This is a genomic window from Sphingomonas sp. Leaf21 (assembly GCF_916858675.1).
Classification (GTDB): domain Bacteria; phylum Pseudomonadota; class Alphaproteobacteria; order Sphingomonadales; family Sphingomonadaceae; genus Sphingomonas.
Map to the genome: position 1 here is coordinate 34,405 of NZ_CAKASM010000016.1, position 24,207 is coordinate 58,611.

The 24,207-nt window shown below is 67.3% G+C and carries 14 protein-coding genes; 5 read left to right on the forward strand and 9 right to left on the reverse strand.

All coding sequences use genetic code 11. The annotated features are described in order from the left end of the window. Window positions 1–19 precede the first annotated feature (19 nt). From LRP66_RS12645 to LRP66_RS12685, 9 genes are all read right to left on the reverse strand, one after another. A complete protein-coding gene (locus LRP66_RS12645; protein ID WP_230482961.1) occupies window positions 20–2,332 on the reverse strand; it encodes a GH92 family glycosyl hydrolase in 2,313 nt (770 codons plus the stop codon). After that, the gene (locus tag LRP66_RS12650; protein ID WP_230482962.1) at window positions 2,329–3,753 is read right to left on the reverse strand and encodes a glycoside hydrolase family 125 protein; all 1,425 of its coding nucleotides are present in this window, start codon (window positions 3,751–3,753) and stop codon (window positions 2,329–2,331) included. Before LRP66_RS12650 ends, LRP66_RS12645 begins: the two co-directional genes overlap by 4 nt. Further along, window positions 3,750–6,272, reverse strand: a complete 2,523-nt coding sequence (locus LRP66_RS12655; protein ID WP_230482963.1) for a glycoside hydrolase family 3 C-terminal domain-containing protein — start codon at window positions 6,270–6,272, stop codon at window positions 3,750–3,752. Before LRP66_RS12655 ends, LRP66_RS12650 begins: the two co-directional genes overlap by 4 nt. Beyond that, window positions 6,269–8,854: a beta-mannosidase gene (locus tag LRP66_RS12660; protein WP_230482964.1), complete on the reverse strand. Its 2,586-nt coding sequence runs from the start codon at window positions 8,852–8,854 to the stop codon at window positions 6,269–6,271. The genes LRP66_RS12655 and LRP66_RS12660 overlap by 4 nt, the downstream gene beginning before the upstream one ends. Before the next feature lie 293 nt (window positions 8,855–9,147). Further along, window positions 9,148–10,146 (reverse strand): DUF3667 domain-containing protein, encoded by a 999-nt coding sequence (locus LRP66_RS12665; RefSeq protein ID WP_230482965.1) that lies wholly within the window; start codon window positions 10,144–10,146, stop codon window positions 9,148–9,150. A gap of 79 nt (window positions 10,147–10,225) precedes the next feature. Next, entirely contained in the window at window positions 10,226–11,857 is a 1,632-nt protein-coding gene (locus tag LRP66_RS12670) for a Na+/H+ antiporter (protein WP_230482966.1), read from the reverse strand. 306 nt (window positions 11,858–12,163) lie between these two features. Continuing rightward, window positions 12,164–13,192: a glycosyltransferase family 4 protein gene (locus LRP66_RS12675; protein WP_230482967.1), complete on the reverse strand. Its 1,029-nt coding sequence runs from the start codon at window positions 13,190–13,192 to the stop codon at window positions 12,164–12,166. A 20-nt stretch (window positions 13,193–13,212) separates the two neighbouring features. After that, window positions 13,213–14,097 carry a UDP-2,3-diacylglucosamine diphosphatase gene (locus LRP66_RS12680; RefSeq protein ID WP_230482988.1) on the reverse strand — a complete coding sequence of 295 codons (885 nt, stop codon included), beginning with the start codon at window positions 14,095–14,097 and terminating at the stop codon, window positions 13,213–13,215. A 311-nt stretch (window positions 14,098–14,408) separates the two neighbouring features. Continuing rightward, complete coding sequence (locus LRP66_RS12685) at window positions 14,409–17,222, reverse strand: TonB-dependent receptor (RefSeq protein ID WP_230482968.1); 2,814 nt, start codon at window positions 17,220–17,222, stop codon at window positions 14,409–14,411. 288 nt (window positions 17,223–17,510) lie between these two features. On the opposite strand from LRP66_RS12685, the gene LRP66_RS12690 reads away from it, so the two are divergent. The 5 genes from LRP66_RS12690 (at window position 17,511) to galA (ending at window position 24,183) form a co-directional block, all read left to right on the forward strand. Further along, window positions 17,511–18,257, forward strand: a complete 747-nt coding sequence (locus LRP66_RS12690; RefSeq protein ID WP_230482969.1) for a copper homeostasis protein CutC — start codon at window positions 17,511–17,513, stop codon at window positions 18,255–18,257. 116 nt (window positions 18,258–18,373) lie between these two features. Further along, on the forward strand, window positions 18,374–19,111 hold the full coding sequence (locus tag LRP66_RS12695) for a GntR family transcriptional regulator (protein ID WP_230482970.1): 738 nt from the start codon (window positions 18,374–18,376) through the stop codon (window positions 19,109–19,111). Further along, window positions 19,104–20,144 carry an SIS domain-containing protein gene (locus LRP66_RS12700; RefSeq protein WP_230482971.1) on the forward strand — a complete coding sequence of 347 codons (1,041 nt, stop codon included), beginning with the start codon at window positions 19,104–19,106 and terminating at the stop codon, window positions 20,142–20,144. The genes LRP66_RS12695 and LRP66_RS12700 overlap by 8 nt, the downstream gene beginning before the upstream one ends. Next, window positions 20,141–21,280 (forward strand): N-acetylglucosamine-6-phosphate deacetylase, encoded by a 1,140-nt coding sequence (nagA, locus tag LRP66_RS12705; RefSeq protein WP_230482972.1) that lies wholly within the window; start codon window positions 20,141–20,143, stop codon window positions 21,278–21,280. The genes LRP66_RS12700 and nagA overlap by 4 nt, the downstream gene beginning before the upstream one ends. Further along, the gene (gene galA, locus LRP66_RS12710) at window positions 21,277–24,183 is read left to right on the forward strand and encodes a beta-galactosidase GalA (RefSeq protein ID WP_230482973.1); all 2,907 of its coding nucleotides are present in this window, start codon (window positions 21,277–21,279) and stop codon (window positions 24,181–24,183) included. The genes nagA and galA overlap by 4 nt, the downstream gene beginning before the upstream one ends. The last annotated feature ends 24 nt before the right edge of the window (window positions 24,184–24,207 follow it).

Below are 24,207 nucleotides of genomic sequence, written 5' to 3' on the forward strand. Positions count from 1 at the left end.
AGGGCGGCTCCGGGTGGGATCAGGCGGGCTGGCGGTCGAAGGAGGGCGGGCGGTCCTTCGGATCGCGGCCAAAGGCGGGATTGGGCTGCGCACCCATGGTGAAGGAGAGGGTGCCGCCCTTCGACAGGGTGGCATGGTCGATCCAGCTCTTCGTCCAGGGACGACCGTTCCAGCGCACCGCCTGGATATAGGGCGTCGCCGGGCCATTGCCGCTGGCCTCGACGGTCAGCGTCCGGTTGCCACCGACCGTCACCTGCGCCCGCTCGAACAGCGGGCCGCCGAAGACATAGGCGCCGCTGACCGGGTCGACCGGATAGAAGCCGAGCGAGGAGAACAGGAACCATGCGCTCATCTGGCCGCAATCGTCATTGCCGATGATGCCGTCGGGTGCGTTCTTGTACATCTCGGTCAGCAGGCGGCGGACCATCCGCTGGGTTTTCCAAGGCGCGCCGACATAGGCATAGAGATAGGCCGCATGTTGGTCCGGCTCGTTCCCATGCGCATATTGGCCGACCAGCCCCGAAATGTCGGGCGGTGCGTTCTTGGGAAGCGTCGACGGCGCGCTGAACAACTCGTCCAGCTTCGCCTCGAACTTTGCGTCGCCGCCCATGTGGCGGATCAGGCCATAGACGTCATGCTGGTTGAGGAAGGTCGCCTGCCAGCCATTGGCCTCGGTATAGTCGCGCCACCACGGCTTGGGCATGTGCCCGAGCTGGATCGGATCGTAATCCTTCCACCAGCTGCCGTCGTTGAAGCGCGGACGCGCGAAGCCGATCGAGGCATCGATGACGTTGCGCCAGTTGCCCGAACGCTTGAGCAGCCGGTCGGCCTCCGCGCTCTTCCCCACCTTGCGCGCGATGTGCGACGCGGCCCAATCGTCATAGGCATATTCCTGGGTCCGGCTGACGCTTTCGAACCAGATGTCGGCGGGGACATAGCCCTTGGCGTCGTACAGGTCGCGGCCCTTGCTGTTATCGAGGTCGGGCGCGGAAAAGTCGAAGCTGCGCCTGGCGATGCCGGGCCAGGCGGCGGCATAGTCGGCGGGAATGCCCTTCACCATCGCCTCGGCCATGATCGGCGTGCCGTGCCAGCCGATCATCACGCCGGTTTCCTTGCCCTGGAGCGTCCAGACCGGCGGGCCGTACAGGCTCTGCCGGGTCTGACGGATCACGTCGTCGATCAGCTTCTTGGCCTGGGCGGGCTGCGTCAGGATCAGCCAGGGATGGAAGGCCCGGTAGGTATCCCAGGTGGAATAGGTGCTATAGGCGAACTGACCGGCGGGCAGGGTATGGACCTGTCCGTCCATGCCGACATAGCGCCCGTCCACATCCGAGAAGAGCGTCGGGGCGATCAGCGTGTGATAATTGGCGGAGGCCATGATGACCTGCTGGTCGGGGGTGCCCCCCTCGACCCGAACGCCGCCCAGCGCGCTTGCCCAGCGCCGCTGCGCCGTCTCCAGCACGCGGCCAAAGTCCCAGTGCGACGCCTCGGCGGCCAGATTGGCCTTCGCCCCAGCCACATCGACCGCCGAGATGCCGCAGCGGACGAGGAGGGGTGCATCGCCCAGTTCGTCGAAGAACAGCGCGGCCTTCAGGCGGTTGCCCTTTATCGCGTTGCCATTCGCCGGTGTGTCGTTGTCGCCGTAAAGCTGGATCCGGCTCGGCTTCTTCGACAATTGCATCGCGAAGAAGATCCGCCGCCCCTTGGCCCAGCGAAAGACGCGGCGCGTGCCGGTGATCGTGCCGTCGGGCTCGACGGTCATCTCGGCATCGGTAATCAGGGGTTTTTCGTCGGTCTTGTCGAGGACCAGATGCGACAGGTCGATCAGGACATGGCCCGGCCCCCTGGGAAAGGTATAGCGGTGCCAGCCGGTCCGCTCGGTCGCGGTCAGTTCGGCGAGAACGCCGGACTCCAGCTTCACCCGGTAATAGCCGGGCTGGGCCATCTCGTCCGAATAACGCTGGCGATAGCCCGCATCCGGGTCGGACAGCGGCCCCGGAACCAGCTTCAGCTTGCCGCGCGTCGGCACCACCAGCACGTCGAGCATGTCGCCGATGCCCGTGCCCGACAGATGCGTATGGCTGAACCCCATGATCGAGCCATCGCCATGATGATAGCCCGAACAGGTGTCCCAGCGCTCGACATCGGTATCGGGGCTCAACTGCACCATGCCGAAGGGCAGGACCGCACCGGGATAGGTATGCCCGTCGCCGCCCGTGCCGACGAACAGATTCGGTCGGGTCGGCAGGGCGGGCAGGCTGGCCATCACGCCGCGAATGGGAAGCGCGGCGAGCGCCGTTCCGGCGAGGAGCGAGCGGCGGCTCAGGATCATGCAAACGTCTCCCGCAGGACTTCCGGCCGGGTGGCCGCGACATGGACGACCAGCTCGCCGAACAGGCCGTTGGCCCAGGCGAACCAGTCGCGTGTGAACTTGGTGGGATCGTCGATATCGACCCCTTCGTGAATGAAGCCGGTATCGCCGTGCGAGCGACGGATCATCGCCAGACTGTCGCGCAGCAGGGGGGGATCGGTGGAGGTCAGCGCGCGGGTGATGACCGACATCGGCCAGACCTGTCCCGGGCCGGTATGCGGGCCGCCGATGCCGCTGATCGCCTTGCCCTCGAAATACCAGGGGTTGTTGCGGCTCCAGCAGGCCGCGACGGTACTCCGCCAGAGCGGATCGGCCGGATCGACGCAGCCCAGATAGGCGAGGCCGGAGAGCGAGGGGACGTTGGCGTCGTCCATGAAGACGGCATTGCCATAACCGTCGACCTCATAGGCCCAGACCCGTTCTCCATTCGGCAGCGTCATGGTGCCGAACTGCTTGAGCGCGGCCTCCACCTCGGCGGCCAGCATGGTCGCGTCCTGCGCGAGCGCGGCGTCCCCGACCGCGTTCGACAGCGCGGCGAGTTCGCGAAGCGTCGTCATCGCGAACAGGTTGGCGGGCACGAACTGCTCGTAGAGGCAGGCGTCGTCGGAGGGGCGGAAGCCCGAATGGATCATGCCGTTCGGCCGCGTCGGCAGGCCGGTGCCGCGATAGAGCGTCTCGGTCGGCTCGGGCGCGGAGCGGCGGAAGCGATAGGGGCCGATGCCGTCCTTGCGCTGCTGTTCGCGGAAGGTCTTCACGATCAGCGCGGCGGACGCCTTCCACTCGGCGTCGAACGGGGTGGTGTCGCCCGTCTCGCGCCAATAGCCATAGGCCAGGCGGATCGCGTAGCAGAGCGAGTCGATCTCCCATTTCCGCTCGGCGACGCCGGGCTTCATCTCGGTATCGTCTTTCAGCGCCCAGCCGAGATTGGTCTTGGCCTGGGGATCCTGCATGAAGGCATTGGCGTAGGGGTCGATCAGGATCGATCGCGCCTGCCGCCCGATCAGCCCGCGGAACAGCCGTCCCAGCGCCGGGTCCTTCTTCACCAGATGCAGATAGGGCCGCAGCTGCGCCGCCGAATCCCGCAGCCAGAGGCAGGGAATGTCACCCGTGATGACGAAGGCATCGGGCTTTCCGTCCACTGCGCCTAGCGACAGCACCGTGGTGTCGAGCGTGTTGGGATAGCAGTTGGTGAACATCCAGCGCAGTTCGGGATCGGCGATCAGCTTCGAGACGCGGGTGATCTCCACCTCGACCGCCTTCGATACGAAACGACGCTCGGCGACGGGCGGCCGCTTGCTGACGAAGCCCGGCGTAGCGGCGAAGGCGGGCGTGGCGGCCAGCGCCGCGCCCCCGACGATCAGTTGACGGCGGTTGGGTGTCACTTGGGCAGGTCCTGCGCGTTGCCGGTCACAGTGAACTGCGTCCACTGGCCGGCACCATCGCCCGGCTGGCCGCCGCCGATATAGAGTTTGTAGGTGCCCGGCAGGATGCGGCGAGTGCCGTCGCGCCACACCTGGCTCATCAGGCGCGGATCGATGGTGAAGCGCGCCGTCCCCGTCTGGCCGGGCTTCAGCGCGACACGGGTGAAGCCGACCAGCTCGCGTTGCAGAACGGGATCGGTCAGGATCGGCTTCTCGTCGGTGGCGGGCGGGACGAGATAGGCCTGCGCCACCTCCTCGCCGCTGCGCTGGCCGATGTTGCGAAGCTGAACCGCGACGTCGACCGGCTGCCCCGCGGCGACGCTGGCGGTCACGGTCGGCTGGCCATAATCGAATTTGGTGTAGCTGAGGCCGTGGCCGAAGCCCCAGGCGGGCTTGCCGGTGAAGTAGCGATAGGTCCGCTCCTTCATCCCGTAATCGGCAAAGGCGGGCAGATCGGCGGTCGATTGATAGATGGTGACGGGCAGGCGTCCCGACGGGTTGACGTCACCGGCCAGGATCTCGGCCAGCGCGGTGCCGCCCTCGGCACCGGGATAGAAGGCCGCCAGCGTCGCGGCGGGCTTGATCTCGCCCAGCGACACCGCCGATCCCGATACCACGACCGCGACCACCGGCTTGCCGGTCGCCTGCAGCGCGGCGAGCAGCTTGCGCTGCATCTCGGGCAGTACGATGTCGGTGCGGTCGCCGCCCGCGAAGCCGGGGACCGAGACGCCCAGCGCCTCGCCCTCCAGATCGGGCGACAGGCCGACCACCGCGACCAGCACATCGGCATCGCCCGCCACCTTCAACGCCTCGGCCTGGAGCGCTTCGGCGGGGGGCAGCCATTGCAGGCGGAAGCCTTCGTCGCCGCCCTTGTGATCGATCTCGACGCGGATACGGCGCGGCGCGCTGCCGTCGATCGTGGTTTCCAGCTTCTTGCCGCCGATCACGTCGTCGATGACGAGCTGGTCGTCGACATACAGCTTGACCGCGTCATGCGCCGGGCAAGCGTGCCAGCAGGCGGGACCGTCGAGCCGCAGGCGATATTCGCCCGGGCCCGGCGGGGTCAGCGTGCCGGTCCAGCGACGCTGGAAGGGCGCGACCTTGGTGTAGTTGAAGTCGATCCGGCGGTCCTGCCCGGCGACCGACCACTGGCCGTTCGAGCCCATCGTCTCGACGGTCAGGCCGGTCTTGCCGTTGCTCGACAGCGCGGTTTCGGGAACCCCCACGAACGCGCCCTCGGCCAGCACCGACCCCTGCGCATAGCGGATATCACGCCCGAACTTGGCGCGGATACCCTCCAGCGGCGTGACCGGGTTGATCGCCGTGCCGTGGTAATTGCCCTCCAGTACGCCGAGATCGTCGGCATTGGCACCGAACACCGCGATCTTCTTGCCCTTGAGCGGCAACAGGTCGCCCGGATTGTCGAGCAGGATGATGCCCTTGCGCGCCGTCTCCAGCGCCAGCGCGCGGTTGGCGGGCGTGCCGAGCTGGTCGGGCTTGATCCGGTTCCAGGGACTGTCGACGGTCAGCATCCGCCGTGCCGCCAACGCGCGGGCGAGCGCGGTGTCGATCTCACCCTCGGTCACCAGCCCACGCTTCACGCCCTCGGGCAGCGAGAGATAGGCCTTGCCGCAATTCAGATCGGTGCCCGCCCGCAGCGCCGCCGCCGCCGCTGCGGGCGCGTCGGGCTGGGCGTGGTGGAACATCCAGATATTGCCGACCGCATCGCAGTCCGACACGACCAGCCCCCTGAACCCCCAGTCGGTACGCAGCCGCTGGGTCAGCAGCATCGGGCTGGCGCAGACCGGCGTGCCATGGATCGCATTGTACGCGCACATCAGCGACAGCGCCTTGCCCTCGGTCACGGTCGCGCGGAAGGCGGGGAGGTAGGTCGCCTCCAGATCGCGCGGGGACACCATCACGTCGAAGCTGTCGCGGCCGCCCTCGGGCCCCGAATGGACCGCCATGTGCTTGACCGTGGCGATGACCTTGGGGTGCTTGAGGTCGGGGCCCTGGAGGCCGCGCACGAAGGCGATGCCGATGCGGCTGGTGAGGAACGGATCCTCGCCATAGGTCTCCTGGCCCCGGCCCCAGCGCGGATCGCGGAAGATATTGATGTTGGGCGACCAGATGGTCAGGCCCTGATACAGCCCGCGATCGGCGTTCAGCGGCTGGCTGTTGAACTTCGCGCGAGCCTCGACCGCGACGACATCGCCGACCTTCTGGATCAGCGCGGTGTCCCAGGTCGCGGCCATGCCCATCGCCTGCGGAAAGACGGTCGACGGCCCGTTGCGCGCGATGCCGTGCAGCCCTTCGCTCCACCAGTCATAGGCGGGCAGGTCGAGCGCGGGCTCGGCGGGGGCTTCGTTGACGAGCTGCGCGGCCTTCTGCTCGACGGTCAGCTTCCGGGCGGCTTCGGGAAGGGCGGGGGCGGGAGCGGCGGCCTGACCGGCGGCGGCGAGGAGGAGGAAGGGGATCACTGGGCGTCCTTCGGACCGAGGGTGTAGATTTTCAGCTCGCGCGCCAGGGTGGCGGCGTCCGCGTCGCTCTGGATGGTGAGCGTGATGCTCTCGCCTGGCAACAGGTCGAAGCCGTCGTCCGACGGCTCGGCGGGGGTGGTGCCGAAATTGACCTGCACCTGCCGCGCGAGATTGCGCGCGGTCAGGGTCAACCGCTTGTCCGCCCACCGCGCGGTGATGCCCGGCGCGGGGTAGGCCATGTCGCGCGGCACCTTTCGCTCGACGATCTGGCGGGCGACCACCGTGTCGCCGTCGAACAGTTCGGCGACGGCGTAGCTGCCTTCGGGGGCGGCACCCGTGAAGAGCGTCGCGTCGGGGATCATCGCCACGTCGCTCGCCGATGCGGCGGCCATGGTCACGCTGCCCGATTGCGAGCCGAGCTTGCGCCCGTCCATGCCATAGCCGGTGACGCGCCAGCCCAGCGGCTTCGGCGTCGTCGCATCGGAAACCAGCGCGACGCGGGTCGCGCCGGGCTTGGTTTCGGTGACGATCGTCTGGGGCGCGAAGAAGCGGCGGACCTCGTGCTGGAGCATCTTGTCATGCCCGGTCCAGTCGATGCTCGACCAGCTGATCGCGGGCCAGCTATCGTTGAGCTGCCAGTAGAGCGAACCGAGCGTCACCGGGCGGCAGGCGCGATGATGGCGCGCGGCAAGGCCGATGGCGCGTGCCTGCATCGCCTGGCTCAGATAGACCAGATCGGCGAAGTCGCGCGGGTCGCGCATATTCTGCTTCAGGTAGAAGGTGATGCGCTCATTGCCCTCTCCGCTGAGGAACTTCTGGTGCGCCTTCATCACCGGGCTGTCGATCCGGAAGTCGGCCGGATCGGCAAAGGTCGCGATGGTCGACAGGTCGGGGAATGCCTGGAAGCCGTATTCGGACATGAAGCGCGGGCAGCTATCGGTATAGCGCTCGACCGGCTTTGACCCCGACCAGACGTCCCAGAAATGGCGGTCGCCATCCTTGTCGGTGTCGGTCGGCCCTTCATAATCGGTCGAGGGCGAGCCCGGCCAATAGGGGATGCCGGGCGCGTTCCTCACCACCGCCTCGCGCAGGACGCGGTCGAACAGCACGGCCATGCCGGTGCCGATCCGCTCTTGCTCGTCGGGTCCGACCGCCTTCTTGAACGCCTTGCGATCCGACCAGTTCTCCCAGCCCGACAGCACCTCGTTATTCCCCGCCCAGATGACGAGCGAGGGGTGCGACTGAAGCCGGGCGACCTGTTCCTCGGCCTCGATGCGGACATTCTCGCGGAACCTGGCGTCGGGGGGCGTGACCGAGCCGCCGAACATGAAGTCCTGCCAGACCATCAGGCCCAGCTCGTCGGCGGCGTCGTAGAAGCTGTGTTCGGGATAATAGCCGCCGCCCCAGACGCGGACGATGTTCATATTCGCCGCCGCCGCCTTCTCCAGCAACGTGCGCTCGGTGGCGGCGGTGACGCGCGCCGGGAAGGCGTCGAAGGGGATGATGTTGGTCCCCTTGGCGAAGATCACGTTGCCGTTGATCTTCAGCCCGAAGCTGCCGTCCTTCCGGAACAGCTCGACGGTGCGCAGGCCGGTCCGCTTCTCCACCGTATCGGTGCCCGCCAGCGACGCGTTGACCGTGTAGAGCGGATGCGCGCCGAAGCCGATCGGCTGCCAGCGCTGCGGCCTGGCGATCGAAACGGGGACGACCACGTCGTTCTCGCCCGCCTGCAGGCCGATGTCGCGGCGGACGCGGATGCGGCGGCCATCGGGGCCGGTGACGGTCACGTCCATCCGCGCCGTCTGGGCACGATCGGCGACGACCGAGGCGCGAGCCAGGATGCGCGCCTCGGCATCGGTCAGCGCCTCCTGCTCGATACGCAGATTGTCGATCCGCGCGGCATCCCATGCCTCCAGCCGGGCCGGACGCCAGATGCCGATATCGACGATGCGCGGCGCCCAGTCCCAGCCATATTGGTATTTGGGCTTGCGGATATAGGGCGAGGTCTGGACGCCCTTGGGCTCGTCGCCATAGGGCGAGTCATATTCGCCGGGCAGCGGGTGCTTCTCGGCCAGCACCATCGGCTGGAGCGTCCTGATCGGCGAGGCGAAGGTGACCACCACCTCGTTCGCGCCTTCCTTCAGCAGCGGCTTGGCGTCGGCACGCCAACGTCGGTGCGCATTGTCGGCGGACAGCAGCGGCTGGCCGTTCACGCTGACGGTCGCGAAGGTGTCCAGCCCCTCGAACACCAGGTCCAGATGATCGCGGCGCAGCATCTCGGGCGTGACGTTCAGCGCGGTGCGATACTGCCAGCCGGTCAGGCCCGCCCATTGGATCGGCGCCTCGTTGGCGCCCTTATAGGGGTCGGGGACAATCTTCGCGGCGATCAGGTCCTGCTGCACGCTGCCCGGCACGGTCGCGGCCATCCAGTCCGCCGCCTGGCGGTGCGCCCGCGCGGCGGCGGCATCCCTGGGATCGATCCGAACCTGCCAGCGGTCGAGCGTCGCCACCGTCTTGGGCGCGGCGAGAGCGGGGAAGGGAAGTGCGAGCGCGGCCAGGATCAGGCCGAGACGATGTTTCAAGACGATTTCCCCGAAGGCTGACGGCTTCGCAGGCGCTGGTGGGACGCGGCGAGAACCTTGGACGACGCACGCCGGTTCGATCCGGCGACGGGAGCGGGGCGCGTCGAGCCGATGGGTAAATTCCCCCACGAAGTCAGGCTCTTCCTCGCCACCCGCATCCCCTTAACAGCACCGGCTTATAAAACGCCGGTATTCTCATGGTATGTTTTGGTATCATGACAAGGCGGGCCGGGGGCGTCCACCCTTTTATCGGGATCGGGCAACGCCTCGGCCGATGCAACCGATTGGCGACCTCAGTGCGCCAGCCCGAGCGCCAGCAGCCCGATGATCCAGAGCGACAGCACGGTCGCCGCCATCACGCAGAGCACGACCGTCATGAGCAGGCCGGAGAGCCAGCCAAGGCCATAGGCGCCGCGCGTCTGGCAGAAGAGATGGACCGGGAAGGCGAGCATGAGCAGCGCCTCGCCCGGAAAGTGCAGCAGCTTCACCCAGAGGATGAGCAGCACGGTCAACAGGCTGACGAAGCTGAGCGAATAGGTGACGAAGACGGCATGGTCGAACATCGCGACCCCGCGCTTCCAGATGAAGAACAGCCCCATGAACGGCATCGACAGCAGGATCAGCGCCCAGGAGAATTTATAGCCGTTGGCCTCCATCTTGAAGAGCAGGAACTCGGGATCGCGGATGGCGTGCGTCAGCTTGGCGTCGAGCGATGCCCAGCCGGTGATGACGGGGTTGTCGTGCTCGCCATGCGCCTTCGCGCCCGTCTCCGCCGCACCGCCGCCCAGCGCGGTGCTGGTGAGTTCGAGCTGGCGATAACGTTCGGCGAGCCTCGCGCGCTCGGCATCGACCGCCGCGACATCGCCCTTGTTCGCGACGATGGTCGCGCGTTGTCGATCGAGCGCGGCGATCTCGCCTTTCGTCTCCTGCGCCTGTGCGTGGATCTCTGTGGCGGCCTCCCGGGCGTCGGGCGCCTTCATCGCCCCGAACCCGCCGAGGATCGAATAGGTCACGTAGAGCAGGAAGACGGTAAACAGATACAGCGCCAGCGGCGACAGGAAACGCCGCCGCTCCCCCGCGATATAGCGGCGGGTCAGCTCGCCGGGGCGGGTAATCAGGAAGGCGATGGTGCGCCAGACCTGCCCCTCGATATGCAGCACGCCGTGGCTGAAATCATGCCACCACGCGCCCAGCGTACGATGGATATGCGACGACTGGCCGCACTCATGGCAATAATGCCCGACCAGCGCCGCGCCGCAATTGCGGCAAATTTCCCCGATCCCTGTGTGCATCCCACCCCCTGATGCGAAACCCCGCTGGGAAGACACGATAATTCGCCCGGACGCGCAAGCGCAAAGATCGCTCGGTGCGTCAGCTTTGCGCGGAGAGGCGCGTGTCGGCCAGATCCAGTTCGCGACCCAGCCGCTGTGCCGTGGCCGAGCCGATCATCCGCGTGTTGAGCAATTCGAACACCACCCGCCGCTCGGCACGGATCGCGGCGAGCCGCATACGGCGTTCGACCTCCTCGAAGCGGCGCGCGTCGGGGTCGACGTCACCCTCCAGCGTGTCGATCCGGCTGCGATAGCCGTCCATCAGCCGCGAGGCGATTTCGACATATTGGTCGGCATCGTCACGCCCTTCGGCCATTTCGTGCTGGAGCCGCTCCAACTCGGCGATCGCGGCCTTTGCCGCGGCGACGCGGGTATGGTCGAGTTCGTTCATCCCGTCCTCGATCGGCAGCGCCAGGCCACGCAGGAGCAGCGGGAGGGTCAGGCTGGCGATGACCAACGATGAAAGAATTACCCCACATGCCAGGAAGATGACCAGATCGCGCGCCGGAAACGGCGTCCCGTCGCCCAGCGTCAGCGGCAGGGTCAGCGCACCCGCCAGCGTGATCGCCCCGCGCGCCCCCGCCACCGACATGGCGGTGATGACGCGGCGCGGCGGACTGGTGCGGCCCGGCATGTTGCGCTGGCGGAACAGGGTCAGGCGCAACGCGACCCAGGTCCAGGCGAAACGCAGGCCGCCCAGTCCCGCGACGATCGCCAGGACGTACAGGCCGAGCCACCAGACATTGTGATGCCCGGTCAGCATCACCGTATCGCGCGCGCCCGCGAACACCTGCGGCAACTGCTCGCCCAGCAACACGAAGATGATGCCGTTCAGCGTGAATTGCAGCATGTCCCAAACCGCCTGCCGCCGGATGCGGGTCGCGGCCTTGGCGCCCGACGAGACGTTGGTGAAGGACATGGCGATGCCCGCCGCCGCCGCCGCCAGCACGCCCGAACTCTCGATATGCTCGGCGACCAGATAGGCGGCGAAGGGGATCAGCAGGCTGACCAGGATATTCGATCCGCTGTCGTCGCCGAACCGCCGCGCGAACAGCCCCTTGGCGGTGATCGTGCCCCAGGCGATCGCGACGCCGAGCCCGACGCCCGACACCGCCATCCACAGGAAGGTCAGCCCCGCGCCGGTCAGCGAAAACGCCCCCGTCAACGCCGCCGCCACCGCAAAGCGAAGGCAGACCAGGCCCGACGCGTCGTTGAGCAGCGATTCCCCCTCGAGGATGTGCATCATTCGCTTCGGGATCGGTGCCTTCTGCGCGATGGCGGACACCGCGATCGGGTCGGTCGGCGACACCACGGCGGCAAGCGCGAAGGCGACCGCATAGGGCACCGCCGGGATCATCCAGTGGATGAACAGCCCCATGCCCAGCACCGTCAGGAACACCAGGCCCAGCGCCAGCCCCAGCACCGCGCCCGCGTCGCGAAACAGTTCGTCCTTGGGAATACGCCAGCCATCGAGGAACAGGAGCGGGGGCACGAACAGCAGGAAGAAGATCTCGGGATCGAGCTCGACCCGGATCTGCGCGATCCCGCCGATCACCGCGCCGAGCGCGATCTGGACGAGCGGCCGGGGCAGCGCGGCGGGGAGCAGGCGGGAGATGACCCCGCTCAACACCACCGCGAGGAGAAGGAACAGGCTAAGCGTGACGACGTCCAATCGGGGACCTTTCGGGTGCAGCGGTTGGAGCGGCCATGGCGACGAGCGGCACGACCGAAGATCAGCGATCGCCGGACCAGGCCCGTGGCGAATCGCGCGAAGCCCATGAATGACATGCGCGGCAAGGGTGGTTCAACCCGTTAAACGGGATATGCCGGCAATCGGCCCTGCGCGATCCCCCCGGTACGAGGAAGGGGGAGGAACCAGCCGCAGTCTGGCGGACGGAGCGTGCGGCAAGCGATGACCTCCGTGAAGACCCTTCCGTCAGGATTTCGGCCCGCCACCTCCCCGTGGCTGGGAAGAGCGCTACGCCGCCGTGCGGAGGTTCCGGTCGATCGGCGCGAGTGCGGCCAGGAACTGCTCGGCGCTGGCCCGCCAGGTGAAGCCCTGCCCATATCGCGCACAGCCTTCCCGATCGAGCGTCAGGGCCTTGGCGATGGCGACGTCCAGCGCATCGTCCATCACGCCGACGTCGGGGATCAGCACGTCGACCGGCCCCTGCACCGGCAATGCGGCGACCGGGGTGCCGCAGGCGAGCGCCTCGATCATCACCAGTCCGAACGTGTCGGTACGGCTGGGGAAGACGAAGACATCCGCCGCACGGTAGATCGCGGCCAGATCCTCGCCGAATTTCGCGCCGAGGAAGTGGACATCGGGATATTGCGCCGTCAACGCAGCCCGCGCCGGGCCGTCGCCGACCACCACCTTCGTCCCCGGCACGTCGGTGGCCAGGAAGGCGGCGATATTCTTCTCGACCGCGACCCGGCCCGCATAGAGCTGGATCGGACCGGGCAGCGCGCGGACCCCCGCGTCGCGCGTGCCATCCGCGTGGAACAGCGCGGTATCCACCCCGCGTCCCCAGGGTCGACTTTGCGCCAGGCCATGCGCGGCCAGCGCCGCCGCCACGCTGGGCGTCGAGGCGAGGATCGCGGCGGAGGGGGCGTGGAACCAGCGGACATAGCGCCACACCCATTCGGGGCTGACCGCCCTGATCCGCGCGGCGACATATTCGGGGAATTGCGTGTGATAGGCGGTGGTGAAGGGTAGTCCCTGCGTCAGGCACCAGCGCCGCGCGCGCAGGCCCAACGGGCCCTCGGTCGCGATGTGGACCGCATCGGGCAGGAACCCGCCGAGCGTCCGCCCGACCGCGCCCGGCCTCGGCAGCGCCAGCCGGATCTCGGGATAGGTGGGGCAGGGGACCGAGGCATAGCAGTCGGGCGAGACGATCAGCAGCTCGTGCCCCATCGCGCGGAGTTCGGCCGCCACCGATTGCAGCGTGCGGACCACGCCGTTGACCTGCGGCGACCAGGCGTCGGTGACGATCGCGATGCGCATGATCCGTCCTTCTCCAGTCCTCAGGCGGCGATGGCGGCGACCGTCGGCGGGTTGCGCCGTGCCTCCATCTCGTCACCCCAGTGCAGGATCTCCATCGTGCCGTCGAAATGCTCGACCAGCGCGGTGCAGCCCTCCACCCAGTCGCCGTCATTATAATAGGTAACGCCGCCGATCTCCCGAATTTCCGCGGTGTGGATATGGCCGCACACCACTCCGTCGACGCCGCGCGCACCCGCCGCATGTGCGACCACTTCCTCGAAATGCGAGATGAAGGCGACGGCGTTCTTGACCTTGGCCTTGGCATGTTTGGACAGCGACCAATAGGGGCGCTTCATCCACCGCCGCACGATGTTCACCCAGCGGTTGACCTCCATCAGCGCGGTATAGGCGAAGTCGCCGACATGGGCGAGCCAGCGATGCGCGAGCGTGATCGCGTCGAATTCGTCGCCGTGCAGGATCAGCAGACGGCGACCATCCGCCGTCTCGTGGATCGCCTTGCGGCAGATGGCGATGCCGCCGAAGTCCATGCCGGTGAACTGGCGGAAGATCTCGTCGTGGTTGCCGGGGATGTAGACGACGCGGGTGCCGCGCTTGGCGCGCTTGAGCAGCCGCCAGACCACGTCGTTATGCGCGGCGGGCCAGTAGAATTTCTTCTTCAGCCGCCAGCCGTCGATCATGTCGCCGACCAGATACATGGTGTCGCTGTCGACATGGTCGAGAAAGTCGATCAGCATCTCGGCATTGCAGCCGCGCGTGCCGAGATGGACGTCGGAAATCCAGATGGTGCGATAGCGGCGGCGCGCATTCCCCTCCGGCTCGGGCGTCGCGGGCGCGCGCTTGATGAAGTCGAGAATGGCGGCGTCTTCGTTCAGTGCGCCATCGATCGGAATGCTGGTCATCGGCATCGGCGTTCCCCCACGCTTGGGCGTCGATGCTGTCATGCGCGTCATCTGTTACGCCCGCATCGCAGATCGGTGACAGGTGCGCAGCATTTCGGTGACTCCTTGAAGTCATCGGACAAGGAAAATCCCGCCGATCAAAAGACCGGCGGGATTTTCAAAGGACAAGATTTTTAAAGGACAAGACCTTGTGAGTCTCACGCCCCTCCCGCAGGCGGGAGGGGGTGGGGGAGGGCTTGGCCGCAGGCGTTGGTCTCGGTGAGACCCCTTGCCCTCCCCTCGGTCCCCTCCCGCAAGCGGGAGGGGATGCAGAAGAATTAGAACCGCACCGCCACCGACGCGGCATAGGTCCGGCCATTCTTGTAGAAGGCGGTCGGACGGTCGGGCGTCGCATTATACTGGTAATAGGTCTCGTCGAGCAGGTTCTGCGCGTTGACGGACAGGGTGATCTCCTTGGTCAGGTTCAGCCCCGCCGAGAAGTCGAGCTGGCTATACGGCGCCACCATCTCGCGCGAGCCCAGGCGACCGATCGTGCGGAAATAGCTCGAGCGGTAGTTGTAGCTCAGGCGCGCCTGGAAGATGCCCTTTTCGAAATAGGGGATCACGTTGACGGTGTGGCGCGACAGATAGGGCAGGTTGAGCGCCGCGCCGGTCGTGTCGACCGACGAGGTCGAGCTGTCCTGGTACGAATAGTTCGCCTGGATGCCGAAGCCGCCCCAGATTTCCGCCTGACCCGACACCAGCGCGCCGTTGACGGTCGCCTTGCCGCCGTTGATCGGCTGGTTGACGTTATAGGTCGTCAGCGCGCCCGCCAGCGTGTTGAAATAGACCGCGTTGGTGCGGGTGTTGATGATGTAGTTCGAGATGTCGCGACGGAACAGCTCGACCGCCAGCAACGTGCCCGCACGCGGATAGAATTCCGCGGTCAGCTCATAGTTGGTCGACTCGTAGGGCTTCAGGTTCGGGTTGCCGCCGCCGCCGTCGAGGGTGACGTTGTTGAGCGACAGCGATGCCGCCAGATCCTCGTAACGCGGCCGCGAGATCACCCGTGCCACCGCACCGCGCACGATCACCTTGGGCGTGATCGAATAGGCGATGTTCACGCTCGGCAGGAACTTGAGATAATCGGTCGTCGTCGTGGTCGGCACCGGCACCGGGTTGACCAGATTGCTCTGCGTCACCGCATATTGCGACTGGTCGCGGGTATAGACCAGACGCCCGCCGATATTGCCGCGCAGACCACCCTGGTCGAAATTCGCCTGGATGTACGAGGCGATGACCGTCTCGCGAACGCGGGTCGATGCGCCGACCTTGTTGACCAGCGGGCTGTTGATCGCCTTCGCCAGGATGTCGATCACCGCCTGGTCGGGCAGGTTGAGATACTGGGTCGCGTTGCCCGACCCGCCGGTGCCGTCGAACACGCCGCCCGGCGTGACCAGCGTGGGCACGCCAAGCTGGTTGGCGGTCATCGAGGTGGTCATGTAGGTATTGATGCCGCGCGCATCGAGGCGGTTGACGTGGTCGGTCACGCGGCTGCCCAGCAGAACCTGCGTGAAGGGCCCGAACTCGACCGGGATGGTCGCGTCATAGCCGCCATAGATGTCGCGGTCGGTCGTGACGCTATAGTCCAGGCCGCCGATCTGCGCCGCGAACAGGTTCTGACCGTTGATGACGACCGGACGGCCCTCGATCGTGGCGTTGTTGTTGTTCGGGTTGGTGAAGTAGTTGGCGGGGTTGGTCGGATCGCCGACATAGTTCACCGTCGCCGACTTCGGCCCGAAGGCATAGCTGAACGGCAGCTTGGTCTGGACGTTGAAAAGATATTCCGGGTTCCGGCCGCCGGTCGCGCGCGACCAGCCGCCCGCGAAGCTGATCTTCGCGCCGTCATCGCCCACCCAGTCGGCGAAGAAGTTGAGGTTGTCGGTCTTCAGCTTGGTCTTGCGGACCAGCGTATCGAGCTGCGACGACTGGCTGTTGGCCGCGCCGAAGCTGGCGGCGTTGACCGTGCCGTTGCTGACATTGGCGGTCTGGAGCACGTCGCCGGTCCAGGCGCCGGGAATGGTGTACATCGACTGGCTGTAATTGTTGTAGTTGCCGTCGATATGCAGACCATTCAGGGTCAGCGTCAGATTGTCGGCCGGGCGATACTGCACGGTGCCCGACACGCTGGCGCGCTCGCGGGTCTGCTGGAAATAGGCATAGTTGATGCCGAAGGGCAGATAGGCATTGGCCAGATCCTGCCGCGTGCCGCCGGTCACGGTGGCGTTCGGGTTCTTCAAGATCGGCTGGCCGCTGGCGTCGTTGACGAGCAGCGGACGGCCATCGGCCCCGCGCAGCGTGTTGCCCTTGGCATCCTGCTGCGTCTGGAAGAAGCGCTCGTCGCCGCGCTCATAGCCGAAGAATTCGACGCCCGCGCGGGTCAGGCTCTGGCGGTCATAGGTCGCCGCCACCAGGAAGCCGAAATTGTCGGCCTGATTGTGCCAGCTATAGAGGCCCGAGCCGCGGACATTGCCCTTTTCCGAACGGTCGTTGTACGAATAGCCACCCGAGGCGAAGATCGAATTGGGGTCGAGATCGAGCGGCCGACGCGTGCGCACGATGACCGTGCCGCCCAGGCTGCCTTCCTCGATACGCGGTTCGGGCGACTTGTAGACTTCGAGCCGGTCGACCAGTTCGGGCGCGAGCAGCGAATAGTTGAAGGTACGGCTGGAGGGGTCGTTGTCGTTGCCGCCCCAGTCGGCCGAGGCCAGCGCATGGCCGTCCAGCAACATGCGGTTGAGCGCCGGATCGGTGCCCAGGATCGCGACCTTCTCGCCCTCGCCGAAGCGGCGGTCGATGCTGACGCCCGGAATGTGCGACAGCGATTCCGCGACGTTGCGGTCGGGGAACTTGCCCACGTCCTCGGCGGTGATCACGTCGACGACGGCGTTCGCCTCGCGCTTGACGTTGATCGCGTTGCGAAGGCTGCTGCGGATGCCCGTGACGACGACGTCACCGGTTTCGCCACCCTGATCGCTGCCTGGCGCGGTCTGAGTCGGCGCGTCGGTCTGGCCGGTGGTCTGTGCGAAGGCGGTGCCCTGAATGCCGGCGAGTGCGGTCGCGGTCAGGATGATGCTACGAAAGCTCAACACGCTGAAATCCCCCCAATTTCTGTCGCGCCACCCCCGCGAATACAACGTCTGGATGCAACGGAAGGTGAGTGGTGCCCCCCGATAGTTACGGGCATCTTATATCGTATGCCTCGTAACCATTCTGTAACCAGTTTAACCTTGGTATGTAAGGGGCAAATTTGAACCTGTCGGTTAATGATACCATTGTGCTGGTACATTGCGTCGGGTGCTGCTTAAATGCCGCATTCCTGCGCTTTGCCGCGTCGCGGGCGGACCGGCGGCCAGGAAGAATTTTGGGGGATGTTGACGATGGTGATACCACCGTCCCGAACTAGGCAAACGCTGCTCGAGATATGCGTCGACGATGCCGAAGGCGTCGCGGCCGTGGCGGCAGCGGGGGGTGATCGGATCGAGCTGTGCGGCGCCCTCGCGCTGGGCGGACTGACCCCGTCGGCGGCGCTGGTCGCTCGCGCCGTCGGATCGGGCGTGCCGGTTCATGCGATGGTCCGTCCCCGCGACGGCGATTTTCGGTATGACGCAAGTGACATAGCCTTGGCGACGGACGAGATCGGCAGGTTGGTGGCGCAGGGCGTGGCGGGCGTGGTCGTCGGCGCTATGGCGGATGAACACCGGCTGGACCTCGACATACTGGCGCGCTGGCGGGACGTGGCGAAAGACGTCGCGATCATACTCCACCGCGCCATCGATCTGGTCGACGATCCCGTCGCGGCGGTCGAGGCGGTGGCGGCCTTGGGCTATGACCATATCCTCACCTCGGGCGGCGCGCCGACGGCGGAGGAGGGGGCGACGGTGATCGCGGAGATGGTCCGGGCGGCGGATGGTCGCCTTGCGATCATCGCGGGCTCGGGCGTTTCGGCGGACAATGTCGGGCGACTGATCGCGGCGACCGGCGTCAACGCGGTCCATGCTTCGGCGAGCGCGCGGAGCCCCTGGGGGGATTCGCGGATCGAGGCGATGGGCTTTGCAGGTGGCCCGAGGCGCCGGACCGACCCCGCGCGGATCAGCGCCCTGCGGCAGGCGATCGAGAGGAATTAAAATCCAATGTATGCCAAATATAATACCTATTGCCCGGTTGATAGGGCTGCGATAGACCAGTCGGCGAAGCGGGGCGCGGCATGAGCGACGCCCGGGCAAAGGGGGATGGCGCAGCCATGACATTCTCGGCGCAGGTCGGCTCCTTCCGAAAGGGAAACCCCGCGCCTTTGTACCTGCAGCTTCAGCAACTTCTGCGTGACGCGATCACCAGCAACGTGCTGGCCGAGGACGATGCGATCCCCGCCGAGCGTGATCTTGCGATCGAATATGACGTGTCGCGGATCACGGTGCGCAAGGCGATCGGCGGCCTGGTCGAAGAGGGGTTGCTGACCCGCCGCCGCGGTGCGGGCACCTTCGTCGCCGGGCGTGTCGAGAAGAGCTTCTCCAAATTGTCCTCCTTCTCCGAGGATATGATCGCACGTGGCCGCACGCCGAGCAGCCAGTGGGTCAGCCGCGCGCCGGGAACGGTCACGCCCGAGGAGGCGCTGTCGCTGGGGCTGTCGCCGGGTGCCCCCGTCTATCGCTTCCAGCGCGTTCGCTTCGCCGACGAGGTGCCGATGGCGATCGAGATTTCGACCATCGCCGGTTTCGCGCTTCCCGCGATCGAGGCGGTGGATCGCTCGCTCTACGCCGCGCTCGAACGATCGGGGCATCGGCCGGTGCGCGCGCTCCAACGGCTGCGCGCGGTGCCGTTCGGGGCGGACCATGCCAAGATGCTGAACGTCGATCCGGGCCATGCGGGCCTGTTGATCGAGCGGCGCGGATTTCTGCGCGATGGACGGGCGGTGGAATATACCCAGTCCTTCTATCGCGGTGATGCCTATGATTTCGTCGCGGAGTTAACCGATGTCTGATGTGATGACCGCCGGTAGTGCGGGAACCGGCACCCTGATGGGAGCGGAAGCGGGGGAGGCGCCGGAGGCGATCGCCCGGCTGCTCGCGCGCAACGCGCCGACCGTCAGGGCGCTGGCCGAGCGGCTGCGTGCCGCCCCGCCGCCGGTGATCATCACCATCGCGCGTGGCTCGTCGGACCACGCGGCGACCTACGGCAAATATATCCTGGAAACCAAGACCGGCGTGCCGGTGTCCTCGGCGGCCCCCTCGGTCGCGTCGATCTTCGAGACGACGATGAAGGTGCAGGGCGCGCTGGTCATCGCCATTTCGCAGTCGGGGCGCAGCCCGGACCTGCTCGCCACCGTCGAGGCCTACCGCGCGGGCGGCGCGCATATCGTCGCGCTGGTCAATGACGAGGAGTCGCCGCTGGCGACGGGTGCAGACACCTTCCTGCCCCTGTCGGCCGGGCCGGAAAAGGCGGTCGCCGCGACCAAGTCCTGCCTGACCGCGCTGGCCGGGCTGGCGCAGCTCGCCGCCGCCTGGGCGGGTGACACGGCGCTGGAAACCGCGCTCGACGATCTGCCGGGGCAGGTCGAGCAGGCGCTGGGCCTCGACTGGTCGTCGGCGGTCGAAGGCTTGCGGGATGTCAGCCAGATGTTCGTGCTGGGCCGTGGCTATGGTTACGGCGTGGCACAGGAAGCCGCGCTCAAGCTCAAGGAAACCTGCTCGATCCAGGCCGAGCCGTTCAGCGCCGCCGAAGTGCGCCACGGCCCGATGCGCATCGTCGAGCCCGGCTATTCGGTGCTGGGCTTCGCCACCTCGGACGTGGCGGGCGAGGACGTGAAGGCGGTCGCCGACCAGTTTGCCGAGCGCGGTGCCAAGCCGTTCGTCGCGGGGCAGGGCGGTCGGCTGCCGATGGTCGTCGGCCACCCCGCGCTCGAGCCGATCGCGATGCTCGCCAGCTTCTACCGCATGGTCGAGGCGCTGGCGCTCGCCCGTGGCATGGACCCGGATTCGCCGCCGCATCTTCAGAAAGTGACCCGCACGCTATGAGCCGTTTCCGCTTCATCAATGGTCATGTCGCGACGGCCGACGGGGTCCTGCCGGGTGCGGAGATCACGGTAGAGGGCGACCGGATCGCTGCGATCGGCGCGGTGTCGGGTTCGACCGACGCTATCGACCTGAATGGCGGCTGGGTCGTGCCGGGCTATATCGACACCCAGGTCAATGGCGGTGGCGGCGTGCTGTTCAACGACCGGCTGGACGTGGACGGGATCGCGACGATGGCGGCGGCACATGCCGTCTATGGCACCACCGCGATGCTGCCGACCCTGGTCAGCGAGACGCCCGACAAGATCGCCCGCGCCCTCGACGCGATCGACGAGGCGATCGCGGCCCAGGTGCCCGGCATCGTCGGCATCCATGTCGAGGGACCGGTCCTGAACCCGGCGCGCAAGGGCATCCACGATCCGGCGCGCTTCCGCGATCTGGACGAAGAGATGATCGCGGTGCTGACGCGGCCCCGGCGCGGCAGGGTCATGCTGACCGTCGCCCCGGAGCGCGTGCCGCTGGCGACGATCAAGCGACTGGTCGCGGCGGGCGTGCTGGTCAGCGGCGGCCATAGCGAGGCGAGCTACGAACAGGCGATCGCGGCATTCGATGCGGGCCTTTCGGGGATCACGCATCTCTACAACGCGATGCCCGCGATGCAGCAACGGGTGCCCGGCCTGGCGGGCGCCACGCTCGACGATCCGCGCCCCTATAGCGGGCTGATCATCGACGGTTTCCATGTCGCGGCGCCGATGCTGCGGCTGGCGTTGAAGGCGCGGCCGTTCGAAAAGCTCATGCTGGTCACCGACGCGATGTCGTCGGTTGGCGCGGTCGAAAAGGACTTCGTGCTGCACGGGCGGCATATCGACGTGGCGGGTGGCAAGTGCACCTATGCCGACGGGACGCTCGCGGGCTCCGACCTCGACATGGGCGCGGCGGTCGCCAATGCGGTCGACCAGCTTCGCATCAGCGTCGACCGGGCTGCGGCGATGGCCGCGACGCATCCCGCCGCTTTCCTGGGTCTGTCGCACGAGCGCGGTTCGCTCGCCACCGGCCTGCGCGCCGACTGGGTCGTGCTCGATGCCGCGCTCAAGCCGGTCGAGACCCGTATCGCCAGCGCCGAGAGGGTTGCCGCATGACCATTGCCCGCCGCGAACTGTTGCTGAGCAGCGCCGTCGTCGGTCTTGTCGGCGGCGTCGCCCCGGTGCCGGTCTTCGCGGCGGCGCGCCGTCCCGCCGATGGCGCGGGCGCGTTGCCCATGCCCGCGCCGGTCGACGCGCTCCCCCCGGCGTTGCCGGTGCAGGACCCCGCACGGGTGCTGATGGATCGCGGCTGGCTGTTCCACGAGGGCGATATCGCGCCCGCGCCGCTGGAGACCCACGACGCGACCTATGCTTCGGTCAAGGCTGGCAACGCACGTGGCGCGGCGGCGGTCGATTATGACGACAGCGACTGGCAGTCGGTCGATCTGCCGCACGACTGGGCATCGTTCCAGCCGTTCGAGAAGACCGCCAATGTCGCGCAGGGCTATCGTGCGCGCGGCATCGGCTGGTATCGCCGCACCTTCCGGCTCGACCCCGCGCTTCGCGGTCGCCGGATCGAACTGGAGTTCGGTGGTGTCGCGACGAACGCCACGGTCTGGGTCAATGGCAGCGTCGTCTCGCACAATTTCTCCGGATACAGCGCGATCCGCATCGACCTGACGCCCTTCGCGCGGTTCGGGGACGAGGCCAATGTCGTCGCGGTCCGCGTCGATGCCAACGCCATGGAGGGCTGGTGGTACGAGGGCGCGGGGCTCTACCGCCATGTCTGGCTGGGCGATTATGCTCCCGTCTCGATCGCCACCGACGGCGTGCACTGCGATCCCCGCCGCCGCGCCGATGGCGGCTGGCATATCCCCGTCACCACGACGCTGACCAGCATCGCGCCCGCCGAAACGCCCGTGACGGTCGAGGCTCGGCTGCTCGATCCGCAGGGGCGCGTGATCGCGACGGGGCAAGCGCAGGCCAATGTCCCCTCGCTCGACGAGGGGACCGCGACGCTCGACCTGCCGGTCAGCGATCCGATGCTCTGGTCGATCGAGCGGCCGACGCTCTACACGCTGCACGTCCGTCTGGTGCGCGACGGGCAGATGGCCGATGAGCGCCGCGTGCCGATCGGCTTCCGCGCCATCCGGTTCGACCCCGACAAGGGCTTTTTCCTCAACGACAAGCCGGTCAAGCTGAAGGGCGTCTGCCTGCATCAGGATCATGCGGGCGTCGGCACCGCGATCCCCGACGCGCTGATCGGCTGGCGGCTCGAGCGGTTGAAGGCGATGGGCTGCAACGCGGTGCGGTCGAGCCATAACGCGCCGACGCCCGAGTTGCTCGACTGGTGCGACCGGCTGGGGCTGGTCGTCATGGACGAGAACCGCCAATTCAACCCCGCGCCCGAATATCGCGCGCAGCTCGAATGGCTGGTCCGCCGCGACCGCAATCATCCCAGCGTCATCCTGTGGTCGGTCTTCAACGAGGAGCCGATGCAGGGCACGCCCTCGGGCGTCGAGATGGTCAAGCGCATGTCGCACTGGGTCCATGCGCTGGACGACAGCCGCCCGGTGACCGCCGCGATGAACGGCGCCTTCTTCAACCCGATCAACGTCGCGCAGGTCGTCGATGTGATGGGGTTCAACTATTATCAGGGCGATTACGACCGCTATCATCAGCTCAATCCGACCAAGCCGATGACCAGCTCGGAGGACACCAGCGCGTTCATGACGCGCGGCGAGTTTCAGAGCGATCCCGCGCGGCATATCGCGTCGAGCTATGACGACGAGGCGGCGAGCTGGGGCGCGACGCACCGGGTCGCGTGGAAGAAGATCGCCGACCGCCCCTATGTCGCGGGTGGCTTCGTCTGGACGGGCTTCGACTATCATGGCGAGCCGACGCCCTATGAATGGCCGACCATCGCCAGCTTCTTCGGCATCCTGGATCTGTGCGGTTTCCCCAAGACCGCGTTCGACATCCACCGCGCCGCCTGGGTCGACGATCAGCCGGTGGTGGCGCTCGCGCCGCACTGGACCTGGCCGGGGCGCGAGGGCCGGCCGACCAAGATCATGGTCCTGTCCAATGCCGAACGTGTCGTCCTTCGCCTGAACGGCAAGACGGTGGGCGAGGCGGCGGTCGACCGGTTGATGGGCAATGAGTGGACCGTGCCCTACGCGCCGGGCCGGATCGAGGCGATCGCCTATCGCGGTGGCCGTGAGGTGGCGCGCGCCGCGCATGAGACGACCGGCGCACCCGTCGCGCTGCGCCTGACGCCCGCGCGCACCGTGATGGCGGGCGATACCGAGGACGCGCAGGCGATCACCATCGACGCGGTCGATGCCAAGGGCCGCCATGTGCCCACGGCCAATCTGATGACCCGCTTCACGATCGATGGCGGCGCGATCATCGGCGTCGGCAATGGCGATCCCAACAGCCACGAACCCGAAAAGGGCAATCAGCGCTCGCTGTTCAACGGGCTGGCGCAGATGATCGTGCGGCCCGACACCGGGCGCGGACGGATCACGATCCGGGCGACGGCTGACGGATTGAAGCCCGCCATGCTGCGGCTGGACCGGTTGGGTGTCGCGCCGCGCGCGCAGGTGCCGCTTGCCGCCGGTGACATGGACTTGCGCGACTGGCGCCGGTCGGAGTTGCAGGAGGCGAAGCCGTCACCCGACTTCGCGCCCGCCTCGAACGACAATAATGGCTGGGCCTTCGTCCGGGCGGGCACGCCGACGCCGGGCGAGGCGGCGGGTTACCGCATCTATCGCACCGTCATCACGCCGCGTCATGCGGTCGCGGCGCGTGGCGGCGAGATCCGCTTCGCATCGGTGGGCGGTATGGCCAGCCTGTGGATCGACGGGAAGATGGTGGCGGAAAAGCGCGATCCGCAACCCGGACCGCTCACCGCGCCGCTGGCGCCGGGGGCGGGCAAGCGGACGATCGTCCTGATCGTCGCCGGGCTGGGCAATGTCGAAAGCGGTCTGCTGGGCCGGGTGTCGGTGCGCGACCGCTGAACGGCGGCGCGATGCGCCGACCGA

Coding starts and splice junctions, on each gene's coding strand:
- LRP66_RS12645 (WP_230482961.1), bottom strand. CDS start 2,332: ATGATCCTGAGCCGCCGCTCGCTCCTCGCCGGAACGGCGCTCGCCGCG.
- LRP66_RS12665 (WP_230482965.1), bottom strand. CDS start 10,146: ATGCACACAGGGATCGGGGAAATTTGCCGCAATTGCGGCGCGGCGCTG.
- LRP66_RS12675 (WP_230482967.1), bottom strand. CDS start 13,192: ATGCGCATCGCGATCGTCACCGACGCCTGGTCGCCGCAGGTCAACGGC.
- LRP66_RS12680 (WP_230482988.1), bottom strand. CDS start 14,097: ATGCCGATGACCAGCATTCCGATCGATGGCGCACTGAACGAAGACGCC.
- LRP66_RS12690 (WP_230482969.1), top strand. CDS start 17,511: ATGGTGATACCACCGTCCCGAACTAGGCAAACGCTGCTCGAGATATGC.
- LRP66_RS12695 (WP_230482970.1), top strand. CDS start 18,374: ATGACATTCTCGGCGCAGGTCGGCTCCTTCCGAAAGGGAAACCCCGCG.
- LRP66_RS12700 (WP_230482971.1), top strand. CDS start 19,104: ATGTCTGATGTGATGACCGCCGGTAGTGCGGGAACCGGCACCCTGATG.
- nagA (WP_230482972.1), top strand. CDS start 20,141: ATGAGCCGTTTCCGCTTCATCAATGGTCATGTCGCGACGGCCGACGGG.
- galA (WP_230482973.1), top strand. CDS start 21,277: ATGACCATTGCCCGCCGCGAACTGTTGCTGAGCAGCGCCGTCGTCGGT.